Source organism: Thermophagus xiamenensis (assembly GCF_900112795.1).
GTDB lineage: Bacteria > Bacteroidota > Bacteroidia > Bacteroidales > Marinilabiliaceae > Thermophagus > Thermophagus xiamenensis.
The window spans coordinates 86,452-99,182 of the sequence record NZ_FONA01000007.1 but is presented as its reverse complement, the minus strand read 5'-3'; the positions used below and the strand labels follow the sequence as shown (position 1 = coordinate 99,182).

6 protein-coding genes are annotated in these 12,731 nt (G+C 43.0%); 2 read left to right on the top strand and 4 right to left on the bottom strand.

Features of this window, described 5'->3' with window-relative positions; genetic code table 11:
* Positions 1-140: 140 nt before the first annotated feature.
* Positions 141-4,373 carry an alpha-glucan family phosphorylase gene (glgP, locus tag BM130_RS05565; RefSeq protein WP_010526222.1) on the top strand — a complete coding sequence of 1,411 codons (4,233 nt, stop codon included), beginning with the start codon at positions 141-143 and terminating at the stop codon, positions 4,371-4,373.
* 8 nt (positions 4,374-4,381) lie between these two features.
* On the opposite strand, the gene BM130_RS05560 is transcribed toward glgP, so the two are convergent.
* From BM130_RS05560 to BM130_RS05545, 3 genes are all read right to left on the bottom strand, one after another.
* Positions 4,382-6,400 (bottom strand): alpha amylase C-terminal domain-containing protein, encoded by a 2,019-nt coding sequence (locus BM130_RS05560; RefSeq protein ID WP_010526223.1) that lies wholly within the window; start codon positions 6,398-6,400, stop codon positions 4,382-4,384.
* Between the two features lie 569 nt (positions 6,401-6,969).
* Positions 6,970-7,608, bottom strand: a complete 639-nt coding sequence (locus BM130_RS05550; protein WP_010526224.1) for an RloB family protein — start codon at positions 7,606-7,608, stop codon at positions 6,970-6,972.
* Positions 7,605-8,903 (bottom strand): AAA family ATPase, encoded by a 1,299-nt coding sequence (locus BM130_RS05545; RefSeq protein ID WP_010526225.1) that lies wholly within the window; start codon positions 8,901-8,903, stop codon positions 7,605-7,607. The genes BM130_RS05550 and BM130_RS05545 overlap by 4 nt, the downstream gene beginning before the upstream one ends.
* Before the next feature lie 645 nt (positions 8,904-9,548).
* Between BM130_RS05545 and BM130_RS05540 the strand changes: the two genes are divergently transcribed.
* Positions 9,549-10,322: a DUF6261 family protein gene (locus BM130_RS05540; RefSeq protein WP_010526227.1), complete on the top strand. Its 774-nt coding sequence runs from the start codon at positions 9,549-9,551 to the stop codon at positions 10,320-10,322.
* A gap of 161 nt (positions 10,323-10,483) precedes the next feature.
* On the opposite strand, the gene recG is transcribed toward BM130_RS05540, so the two are convergent.
* The gene (gene recG, locus BM130_RS05535) at positions 10,484-12,583 is read right to left on the bottom strand and encodes an ATP-dependent DNA helicase RecG (RefSeq protein ID WP_010526228.1); all 2,100 of its coding nucleotides are present in this window, start codon (positions 12,581-12,583) and stop codon (positions 10,484-10,486) included.
* Between the last annotated feature and the right edge of the window lie 148 nt (positions 12,584-12,731).

Genomic DNA, 12,731 nt, shown 5'->3' with positions numbered 1-12,731 from the left:
GCTATATGGTAATTGATTGAATACAGAAGGAAATATTTTCTTTTTGTTATTCCTGAAACAGATTGGCTTTTGAGGTAACGACAATATTCAGAACGATAGATATCGTTTCAATAAAATGTTTAACAGAAAAATAAGTAGAAATGACAGATAATATTTTAAAACCCGATTTTGTTTTTGAAACAAGTTGGGAAGTATGCAATAAGAGTGGTGGTATCCATACCGTATTAGCCTCAAAAGCCAATACACTTGTCGAACAGTTTAATGACCATGTGATATTTATTGGTCCCGATGTGTGGCGTGGACCGGGTGAAAATCCCGAATTTTTGCCCGACCATAATCTTTTTGTGGAGTGGCAGGAAGTACTGCATCGTGAAGGATTAAAGGTAAAAACCGGCCGATGGAATATTCCGGGGAAGCCTGTTGTGCTTTTGATTGATTTTAGCCCGCTGATAACTCAAAAAAATGAAATCCTCACCAGGTTGTGGGAAAGTTTTAAGGTTGATAGCCTTTCCGGGCAATGGGACTATGTGGAACCGGCCCTCTTCGGTTATGTGGTGGGGATGGTTATTGAAAGCTATTATAAGTTCTTCATTTCGGAAAGTGAAAAGGTGGTGGCTCACTTTAATGAATGGATGACCGGTAGCGGGGCTCTTTATCTGAAAGACCATCTGCTGCAAATCGGTACTGTTTTCACAACGCATGGAACTGTTGTGGGACGGTCGCTGGCTCAACGTAATGAATCTATTTTTCAGAATTTTCAGGAACATGATGCCGATGCCAAAGCGGCGGAAATGAACGTAGCTTCAAAGCACTCACTGGAAAAAATCACAGCCCGGAATGTGGATTGTTTTACCACAGTATCCGAAATTACTGCCAAAGAGTGTTCCCGTTACCTGGCTCATGATGTAAATGTTATAACCCCCAATGGGTTTGATAACAGAATTGTCCCGGAAGGCGAAGAATATCAATCCGTCAGATTAAAGGCCAGAGAAAAAATGGCAGAAGTGGTTCATGCCCTTACTGGGGCTGATGTGAGCAACGATGCTTTGTTTGTCATTAATAGTGGGCTCTACGAATTTCATAATAAGGGTGCCGACCTCTTTCTCGATATTTTAAAACACCTTTCTGCAAATTATGAAAATAAAAAAGAGATTATAGCCTTTGTTTTTATCCCCGCTAAAATTTACGGTGCCAGAATTGACCTGGAAGAACGTATCAATTCGGGAATTAGCGGTGAGCCCCTGCCCAATCCTTATCTCACACACGGATTAAATGATATTTCAATCGATCCGGTTATTAAACGAATTAAGGATATCCATCTGAAAAACGATTCATCGCAACGTATACGCTTGATTTTCGTGCCTTGTATTCTGGATGGCCATGACGGCATTTTTAATATGCCTTATTACGACCTTCTCACAGGAATGGATCTTTCCATATTCCCATCCTATTATGAACCCTGGGGTTATACCCCTCATGAGAGCATAGCTTTTGGGGTGCCGGTAATAACGACCAACCTGGCCGGTTTTGGTCAATGGGCCTCACTTCATTCACGTGGACTGGACGATGGAATAGAAGTGGTGGTGCGAAACGACAATAACTATTCAGAAGTTGTTCAGAAAATTGCAGGGCTGGTCAATGCCTTTACATTAAAAACGAAGGAGCAAATCGATGCCATTCGGCTTAATGCCGAAAAAATTGCAGGATTGCTGGAGTGGAAAAATTTAATACAAAACTACTATAGAGCTTATGATGTGGCGCTGAAAGCTGTCGACAACCGGCAGGATAAATTTACTGCCGTTAAGCGTGGGGCACGTATTAAACTTGTTCCGGAATCCTCTGCAGTGCCGGGATGGAAAAAACTTATTGTGAAATCGCAATTGCCCGAACGCATAAAAGTGCTTCATGAATTAACCCGAAACCTTTGGTGGGCATGGAATCCCAAAATGGTGGAGCTCTTTGAATACATTAGTCCTGAAACATGGGAAAAAGTAGGTAAAAATCCCGTGAAGTTACTGGATAAGGTCTCTTTTGAGCGTCTTTCACAGCTGGCGGAGGATGCCGGTTTTGTTGCCCGGCTGGATGCATTGTATCATGAATTTCGGGAATATATGGACCGTGATTTTTCTGAAGATGTACGTATCGCTTATTTCAGTATGGAATACGGCTTAACCAATGTTTTGAAAACCTATTCGGGGGGGTTGGGCATCCTGGCCGGCGATTATTTGAAAGAGGCCAGCGACCGGGGCATTAGGATGACCGCTGTAGGTCTTCTTTACCGTTTTGGCTACTTTACCCAAACCCTTTCTATCAGCGGAGAACAAACGGCCGTGTACGAGGCTCAGGATTTTTCCATGCTTCCGCTCGAAGAGGTGCGTGATGAGAAGGGGCACCCGCTGTTTATTTCCGTTGAATTTCCGGGCCGTCATTTAGACGCTAAGGTTTGGAAGGCTCAAGTGGGAAGGGTGGCACTTTATCTGCTGGATGCCGACGTGGAACGTAATGCACCTGCCGACAGACAGGTAACCCACCAACTGTATGGCGGCGACAGAGAAAACCGCCTTAAACAGGAAATACTACTGGGGATGGGAGGTATCAGGCTTCTAAATGCTTTGGGGGTGTCGACCGACCTCTATCACATCAATGAAGGTCATGCCGCCTTAATCAATGTTGAACGACTGGCCAACCTTGTCAATAAAAAGTTCAACTTTTCCGAAGCACTCGAAGTGGTCAGAGCAACTTCTCTTTTTACTACTCATACGCCTGTGCCGGCAGGTCACGACGCCTTTGATGAGGATATGTTTAGGGTCTATTTGCGTCATGTACCCGATAAGTTAAAAATAACATGGGAGGAGTTTATGGACCTGGGGCGTGACCATTCCGCCCATGAAGAGGAATTTTCCATGAGTGTTCTGGCAGCCAAAACATCGGGCGAAATGAACGGGGTTAGTAAACTGCACGGTTTAGTGACCCGTAAAATGTTTTGTAACCTTTGGCACGGCTACTTCCCGGATGAATTGCATATCGGCTATGTTACCAACGGTGTGCACTATGGTACCTGGACAGCCTCAGAATGGCAGGACTTCTACAAAGAGATGTTTGGCAACAATTTTCTTAACGATGTTTCCAATCCGGATGCATGGAAAAGAATCTATGATATCCCTGATAAAAAAATATGGGAAATCAGGCATGTCTTGCGTAAAAAATTGATGGATTTTGTCCGAAACAGGCTAAAAGACAATATGACCCAACGGCACGACTCGCCATCACGCATCGTAGAAGTTCTCGACAGCATGGACGATAGTGCACTGACCATTGGCTTTGCACGTCGTTTTGCCACCTATAAGCGCGCTCATTTACTGTTTCGTGACCTGGAGCGTTTGTCTGAAATTGTCAATGATTCGCAGCGGCCGGTTCAGTTTCTCTTTGCCGGGAAGGCTCACCCTGCCGACAAAGAAGGTCAGGCCCTGATAAAACAAGTTATCGATATCTCTAAAAGGCCGGAATTTATTGGTAAGATTATTTTTCTGGAAAACTATGATATAGAGTTGGCCAAACGGTTGGTCAGCGGAGTAGATGTGTGGTTGAATACGCCTACCCGTCCGCTCGAAGCTTCCGGTACCAGTGGCCAGAAAGCCGTGCTTAACGGGGTGCTCAATTTTAGTGTCCTCGACGGATGGTGGTACGAAGGATATGAAGAAGAGGCCGGCTGGAGCCTTACCGACAAACGGTCATTTGAAAACCAGAGCTTCCAGGATGAACTGGATGCCGCGACCATTTACAGTATCCTTGAAAATGAAATTGTACCTCTTTTCTATGATGTAAACGATGAAAAATTGCCTGTGGGATGGATTCGGTATATTAAAAATTCTGTAGCTCATATAGCGCCACAATTTACCACCAGAAGGATGATCGATGATTATCTGGACCGCTTTTATAACCCTATGCATTTCAGGCTGAAGACTTTGGGTGCCAACGATTGTGCATTGATACATGAAATCTCTGACTGGAAACGAAGGGTTACGGCGGGATGGAATGATATTGAAATTCTGGAAGTGAATATGCCCGATATTGCCCAACAGGAGCTGGGTATTGGAGATGATTATGTTATTGATGTGAAGCTCGACCTTCATCAGTTGGAAGATTTGGATGTGGGCATGGAAATGTTGATTGTGGATACTATTGAAGGAGATTATCCAACAGTATTGCACAAAGAACCCTTCGTGATAACCGGGAAAGAAGGATCGGTAGTCTCGTACGAGATGAAATACAGGTTGAACCTTCCGGGGTCATATAAATTTGGTATTCGGATGTTCCCTAAAAACGATTATTTGCCTAATCAACAAGATTTCGGGCTGGTGCGATGGTTTTAACAACCGGCTCAGTGTAGCCTGGGGGTAGGAATTTTTTTCAGAATCAGACCGGTGCGATTGGGTAAATACAGCTTGAGCTGAAAGCCGTTGTTGGGGGTTTTCCCAACAGGGCGGGCAAAATAGAGCTGTTGCTGATCGATACGGTCGAAACCCCCAAATTCCGGTCGGTCCGAATTGAGAAGTATCTGATATTTCCCCGGTGCCACAGGGATGCCGTAGTCGGGAAACGACCGCGTGGGATGAAAATTGAAGACTATCAGAAATTCGCCTCTGTTGAATGCAAGTATCTTGTCTCCCTCATTGGCCAGGTTGAGATAGACCGGATTGAATGACAACAGGTCATTCTCCGTTACCGTGGTGAGCATCGCACGGTCGAATGCTGCCAGCCATTCATATTTGAGGGTTGGGTCATCGGCCAGTGACCACTGACGACGTGCATAATGGTACGACCAATGGTTCCCTTCGCGGGGAAAGTCAATCCATTCGGGATGTCCGAATTCATTACCCATGAAGTTGAGGTATCCCCCATTGGCCGTTGTTATGGTAACCAAACGAATGATTTTATGGAGGGCCACGGCCCTGTCGATGACGAGGCTGGGTTTCTCTTTGCTCATGAATTCATACATCTCCTTGTCGGCCAGTCGAAACATAATGGTTTTATCGCCCACCAGGGCCTGGTCGTGCGATTCGGTGTACGAGATGGTTCTTTCTTCCGGGCGATGAATGGTCAGCTCATGAAAAATGGTTCCCATGTTCCACTCTTCGTCTGTCATATCTTTGATGAGTTTGATCCAAAAGTCGGGAATGCCCATCGACAACCGGTAGTCAAAGCCTAAGCCACCCTCTTCCGGCGGGACGCCCGTGCCCGGGTATCCGCTCACCTCCTCGGCAATGGTGATGGCATTGGGGTTTATTTTGTGGATGAGGTGGTTGGCAAGCATCAGATATGTCAAAGCGTTGTTGTCGCGACTGTTGTCAAAATAGTCGTCATAGCCCGAAATGGCTTTTCCCAGTCCGTGATGGGTATATAACATGCTGGTGACACCATCGAACCGAAAACCGTCGAAGTGAAATTCTTCCAGCCAATAGCGACAGTTGGACAAGAGAAAGGCCACCACTTCCTTCTTGCCGTAATCGAAGCATCGCGAATCCCACGCCGGATGAAAGCCTCTTTCGCCCGGATAGAAATATTGATCGAGTGTGCCGTCGAAACGACTCAATCCTTCCTCTTCATTCTTTACCGCATGTGAATGGACGATGTCCATGATGACGGCCAGCCCCATTTCGTGGGCTTTGTTGATCAGATACTTCAAATCTTCCGGAGTGCCAAAGCGACTGCTCGGCGCAAAAAAGTTGGATACATGATACCCAAAGCTGCCATAATAGGGGTGTTCCTGTACGGCCATGAGCTGTACCACGTTGTAACCCGCTTTCTTTATACGGGGTAAAACATTTTCGGCAAAAGCCCGGTAGGTGCCCACGCCTCCTGCTTCCTGCGCCATGCCTACATGTGCCTCGTAAATGATTGGATGCGAAAAGGATTGATGAAAGCCCTCATCGTTCCACTCAAAACGTTTTTCGGGGTGCCATACCTGTGCGCTGAACAGTAATGTCTCCGAATCCTGAATCACCCTGCGGGCATAGGCCGGTATCCGGTATCCCGAACCAAAGGGCCATTCTATGTACAATTTGTAAAAATCGAGATGCTTCAATACCGTTTTCGACAGAAAAATTTCCCATATCCCATGGTCTTTCCTCTGCAGGCGAAACGATTCATCGGGTTTCCAATCCGAAAAATCACCCACTAAATATATTTTTTCGGCATTGGGCGCCCATTCGCGGAATACCCACCCTTCGCTGTAGCTGTGTAGCCCGAAAAACAAATGATTTTCTGCGAAGTGAATAAGTCCGCCATGGGCGTCACAAATTTCTTCCAGTAAATCCCGGTAACGCGAATGTGTGGCTTCCAGGGCCGAAGCGTACGGACGCAGCCAGTCGTCTTTCTCTATTAAGGGTAACATGGTCATAACATTGGGGGTTTAAGGGTAACAGCGGGATGGAACCCGGTTTTTCCGGTTAAGGCATCAGACAATAATAAGAATTGAGTGATTTCCGCTCTCTTCTTTCGAGCCCTTAAGAATATTTCGGGTATCAGTGTGGGAACCTTTTTATTTAGGAAGTTTGTTTTCAATGTCTTGTTCATTCAGGTTGATGATTGTACAATATAAGGAATTTACCGGTGATGTGGGGTAATTTATTTTAATAAGAAGGCTTTAGTCAGAATATAGGAAATCCAAAATAACAGAAGAGAGGCTTCCGCTCTGAAAACTGATTCATCTGCATAATAGTTGCTGTTTGCCAGGCGATTTTATATCAGTGATGTTCAAAGGCTGAGAAGTTGCCCTCAAAATATTGAGAAATAGTCTGGGGTTGGTGTTTGTTTTGTTATGGAATTATTTTCCTTTAACTAGCATAGTGATAGGTTTTTCTACAAATGGGCTTGTCAATTTCCGTACTAAAGAATTGGAATTATTTCTGCTTATAAAGGGTTTAACTGGTTGAAGTGAATCTAACTACTTTTTTTATTGTGTTATTATCACAAGAGCTGTTTCATCTCTTCAGAACCAAAAAATAAAAACATTTCACTTAGGGCCTTATTAGGTTTATCTGAATCAAAGTGTCCTAAAGAGCAGGCATTGTCGATAGCTTTTTTAAGATAGGGTTTCAGTTTAGTGTAAATATCATTGTCTTGCTTAGTGTAGTATCTTTGCGTTTTTTCATAGTCCTTAAGATGTGATTTCAGCTGATCTTCAACTTTAGCACATGTGCTAAACACTCTTGATGTTTTTTGAAAATGTAACAGGAACCAAAATTCCAAACAAGGATTATTCGTTATCACTACGACATTTTTGTATTTCTCATTAATAATTTTTTGATATTCAATAAATTTTTGAATAGGATTTTCTCGACCTATGGGGGTCTCTCTTGCTTCTTTTAATAATTGATCAAAGTCTACAATCCAGTAAATTTTCGGGTACTCTTTTTCAACCAGCTCTTTTACTAATTCGAATTGTTGTGAGATGTTTTTTTTATCTGGTATTTCGGGTTTAATTTTAAATCTGAGATTCGGTTCATTACGTTTTAACATGTTCAAATACCAAACTTCAGATTTTCCATCTACAACAAAGGCATAAGTTGTTTCTGCTTTACGTCCTATATGTCTTCTCCTTCTCATAAATTAAGGTCGATGAAGATGTCTCCTAAATTGGGTGTACCCTTCAACTTTCCGCTTTTATAGGCATTCAGAATATTTGATGTGTTTCTAATTACAGAACTGTCAAAATCCGCCAATGAATATAAATCGGTAGACGAATCTTCTTGCTTGTCGGTAAACCATATGGCATCGTTTCTGAAAATATCTTTATTGTCCAGAATTTCTCGGTTATGGGTGGTGGCAATAATTTGAGAACTATTAGTATTAATCAGAAACAAGATAATAAAATGCGAAAGAAGGTCGGGATGTAAGGAAGACTCTAATTCATCAATAGGAATAGCTGTCGGCCTTTTTATTAGTAGGGCCAATAAGCCTGCAAAACCGTAAAATCGTCTGGTCCCTTGCGACTCCTGTTTCAATGGTAACGAATATTTTACATTATTAACGGTATGTTCTAATTCTATTTTCACGGAAGTGAACTTACCTTTTTCTTCAAGGGCTTTAATTTTCCCGTTAGATTCATTGAGTCGATTTTTTAATAGATTCAGAATTTCATCAGGAATCTCTTCTTCTTCCTCTTGGATTATAATGTCAGAAATATTTAAATCTGCTTTTTTTAATATGGTTGTTACGTCTTTCTTAGATAATTCGTTTCGATCAATTTTTGAGGTAATGAAGGCGTCTAAGGAAGTCCTTGGTTCAACCAGCGGATACAAATAGTTTTTAAACCAATCGGTTGTTTCTTTAAGTTCTTTTATGTTGGCATTGGTTTTTAAGAAGCCTCCTAAAACCGTGTTGTTCCAAAGGGTATTGGCTTCCAGATTTCGTTCAGTGTTTTTTTCTATTTTAATTTTGCTGCCAAATTTTATTTCGGTGAGCTGGTTATTTATATCTGTATTTCGTTTAAAAACAACCGCTCGTTTGGGATTGTAAAAATATAATACTTCCCTTACGATGGCTTTCCTAAAAAACTCAACTTCGTAGAGGTATTTAACATCGTTGTGCAAAAACTCGATACCTAATACAGTGTTTTGCTGCGGGGTTTTGGGGTCAAACAGGAATGGTTGGAATTCGAACTCATCCGTCTTTTTTTCTTTGGGTTGCAGTACTAGTTCTCTTAAAAAATTGAGGGCTTGAAGAATGGTGCTTTTCCCTGATGCGTTTGATCCGTAAATTAGAGCCATCTTTAAGATTCTGTAGCCGCTTTTGTGAATAACGTAATTATCTTCAAGATGCGTGGATTTATCGGCTTCAAAGGATAAGGTTTGCCTATCCTTTATGGGACCAAAATTTTGTATGCTGAAGTTGAGTATCATTTTTCTCTTTAAAATTGCAATTGATTAGCAAATTTAAGGATAAAAAAATGATAATTGCAAGAATGTATCGTAAATTTGAAAATAAATTGCAAATTTGATAGGTTGTTTTTTCTGTGGAAGGCTCCGTTTAATTTTTGTCCCTTCGTCATACATGTTATCTAAAATATCCCTACTTCCCATGAATAAAGAAAAGCACTCTGTTTCTTTGCGTCTTTGCGTTTAATTAATTCTGTTGATACACCGGGGTGATTTTTTCGAAAACGTGCTGCATGCTGCAGCGCCCGGGAAACTTTGTCGCCGACGTGCTGCAAGCTGCAGCGCCCGGGAAACTTTGTCGCCGACGTGCTGCAAGCTGCAGTGCCCGGGAAACTTTGTCGCCGACGTGCTGCACGTTGCAGCGCCCGGGAAACTTTGTCGCCGACGTGCTGCAAGCTGCAGCGCCCGGGAAACTTTGTCGCCGACGTGCTGCAAGCTGCAGCGCCCGGGAAACTTTGTCGCCGACGTGCTGCACGTTGCAGCGCCCGGGAAACTTTATAAGTAAGACAATGAATTTTTTTTAAAAAATATTGAAAAATAAAGGTTTAATTTATATTTTAACATGTGTTTAGATATGGTCTTATCAATGCCTACTAAAATTCATGTGTTATGTTTATCAATGCTTTAATTTATCGGTTACATAACAGTGAATTTCTTCAGTATTTCGATTTTTTGCTGGAGATACTGAAGACCAAGGATCCGGACCTTTTGAAGATCAGGGAAATTTATGACAGGATTTTGTCGAAGTACCAGCTCATGACATCCATCTTTAAGCCTGAGAGGGGTAGCGATTTAACACCCCTTTTGGAGGAGGCGGATGAGCGTAGAGATGCGGCCATTAACGGCCTGCTTGCATTATTGGATGCTTACCTAAATCATGCGAATTCGCAAAAGCGAGATGCCGCCATGCTGCTTCTTAATGAAGCAAGTCCTTATGGTCGTGGTATTTCGCGGCTCAACTATCAGTCGGAGACGAGCACCATCGACAGCCTGATAAATAAATGGAAAGGCTCGGCTGAGTGTATGACGGCTTTTGAAACGTTGGGTATCACAGATTGGTTAGAAGAGTTGGAGAATGCCAATCAAACATTTCGTCAATATTATCTTGAACGGTTGAAAGAGGATGCCAATAGTCCGGAGATTAAACTGAAAGATCTTCGGAAAGAGATGACCGATCTTTATCGGTTATTGACCAATCATCTGGAGGTGCAAGCCAACATCAGTGATGATCCCCTCTACGATGAGGTGATACGTGCAATCAATGAGTTGAATGAACGGTACAACAGATTGGTTATCGCCCGTCAAGGAGGAGACGAGGAGGATAGTGATACCTCTTCGGGTGATGAATCAGATAGTGTGTCAAGTGAATACGGACAAAACTAATGTTTAACGATGCAGGTGTTGATAAGGCTATGTCAAAATCATTGACTCATTCCCCGGACAATTCCCTCCGGGGATTTTTTTGATACTCGTTGGAGTAAAGTCATTCTTTGACAAGTGTGTCTTTTAATTTCTTATCTCAGTTTTCCATCCTCAAAATTCTACTAGCTAATCATAGCCCAGTTAATTTTTTGTTGAGCCAGTTTTTTTAGTTGTCGATTAAGGATGTCATTTTCGGGTTTTTGGAGGAGGGGATCTTCCTTGAGGATATCCATTGCGGCGTTACGTGCCAGTTGAAGGATGTGAGCATCTTTTGCCAGGTTGGAAATTTTAAGGTCGAAGGGGAGTCCTGATTGCTGCGTGCCTTCCAGGTCGCCCGGGCCACGAAGTTTCATGTCGGCTTCGGCAATTTCGAAGCCGTTATTGGTTTGGGTCATTATTTCCATTCGTTTTTTAGTTTCTTTGGCGAGCTTATAATCGGTCATTAAGATACAATAGCTCTGGTCGGCGCCTCTGCCCACCCTGCCTCGGAGCTGGTGCAGTTGTGATAATCCGAATCGTTCGGCACTTTCGATAACCATTACTGTGGCATTGGGCACGTTGACACCCACTTCGATAACGGTCGTAGCCACCAGAATTTTGGATTTACCTGATGCGAATTCCTGCATGGCGGCATCTTTTTCGGCCGGTTTCATTTTGCCGTGGAGCATCGTTACCTTTTGATTGGGAAATACTTCCCGGATGTACCGGAAGCCATCGGTCAGGTTTTTGAAGTCAAGGTTTTCTGACTCTTCTATTAAAGGATAAACGATATAGACCTGCCGGCCGGCGTTGAGCTGTTTTTGAATAAACTTGTTAACTTCCAGTCGTTTGTTGTGGTATACATGAGTGGTATGCACCGGTTTCCGACCGGGCGGTAATTCATCTATTACCGATACGTCCAAATCTCCGTAAATGGTCATGGCCAGTGTTCGGGGGATGGGAGTAGCTGTCATGACCAGTATGTGTGGCGGAGTGGAATTTTTTTTCCACAGTTTGGCGCGTTGTGCCACCCCAAACCGGTGTTGCTCGTCGATGACCACCAACCCCAGATTTTTGAACTGAACCGTGTCTTCGATTAGAGCATGGGTTCCAATAAGGATGTTGAGGGATCCGTCCAGAAGGGCGGCATGAATACGTTTGCGGTCTGATTGACGCGTTGAGCCGGTGAGCAGCTCAATGGAAACATCCATGCCCTTAAGAAATTGCCGGATGGTTTCAAAGTGTTGGGTAGCCAGTATTTCGGTTGGGGCCATCAGGCATGTCTGATAATTATTGTCGATGGCGATGAGCATGACCATTAGTGCCACCAGGGTTTTTCCGCTGCCCACATCTCCCTGTAACAGACGGTTCATTTGCCGGCCGCTGCCCATATCTTTTCTCATTTCTTTGATAACCCTTTTTTGGGCATTGGTTAGTTCAAAAGGCAAATTGTGTTCATAAAAATGGTTGAAAATGGTTCCCACTTTTTTGAATACATGCCCTTTGGTGCTGAATGTGCGCTGATTGCGAAGACGAAGTATGTTTAACTGGATATAAAATAATTCTTCGAACTTAAGCCGGAACGATGCTTTCTGAAGGGTTTGTGCATCGGGTGGCAAATGGATGTATCGAAGCGCATCGTTGAGTTTCATCAGCTTCATTTTATCTATTAATGAAGCCGGCAGAGTTTCCGGAATAGATGATTGATAATTTTGAAACAGATTTTGAATCAGTTTGAAAATGGCACGGGAATTCAGGTAGCTACTTTTCATTTTTTCGGTGGTGGGATAAAAGGGTTGTAGCCCCTGAAAAATGGGAATTTTACCGGGTTGTTCTTTCTCCAGCTCGGGGTGCACCACACTAATGGTACGGTTGAAGATGGTTGGCTTGCCAAAAAGAATATAGGTTTGATTGGGTTTCAATTGTTCTTTAAAATACTTGATACCTTTAAACCATACCAGTTCCATTGTTCCGGTGCCATCCGAAAAGGTTGCTACCATTCTTTGTCCGCGTCCCTGACCAACCAGTTTTAAGGATGTTATTTTTCCTCTTACCTGGATATAAGGCATCTCGCCGTTGATTTCCCTGATGGAATAAAAGCGACTACGATCTACATATTTATATGGAAAGTGATACAATAAATCTTCAAAAGAGGCAATGCGAAGCTCTTTTTTGAGTATTTCGGCCTTTTTGGGGCCTACTCCCGGAAGATACATTATATTTTTTGTGGCCAGGTCAGACATCAACGAAACTATATTGAAGTTGCTTTAATCCGTTTGGTTTGGAATATGGAACACGATTCGCAACAGATTTAGAATAATGAGCGAAGCATGAAAACGGTAAACAGCATCAAAAATAGGCCAATCCTTTTTTTCTGACAAATGACCGACT

What these genes read in the sequence shown, in the direction of transcription:
- glgP (WP_010526222.1), top strand. Translation starts at nt 141, where the DNA reads ATGACAGATAATATTTTAAAACCCGATTTTGTTTTTGAAACAAGTTGG.
- BM130_RS05560 (WP_010526223.1), bottom strand. Translation starts at nt 6,400, where the DNA reads ATGACCATGTTACCCTTAATAGAGAAAGACGACTGGCTGCGTCCGTAC.
- BM130_RS05550 (WP_010526224.1), bottom strand. Translation starts at nt 7,608, where the DNA reads ATGAGAAGGAGAAGACATATAGGACGTAAAGCAGAAACAACTTATGCC.
- BM130_RS05545 (WP_010526225.1), bottom strand. Translation starts at nt 8,903, where the DNA reads ATGATACTCAACTTCAGCATACAAAATTTTGGTCCCATAAAGGATAGG.
- BM130_RS05540 (WP_010526227.1), top strand. Translation starts at nt 9,549, where the DNA reads ATGTTTATCAATGCTTTAATTTATCGGTTACATAACAGTGAATTTCTT.
- recG (WP_010526228.1), bottom strand. Translation starts at nt 12,583, where the DNA reads ATGTCTGACCTGGCCACAAAAAATATAATGTATCTTCCGGGAGTAGGC.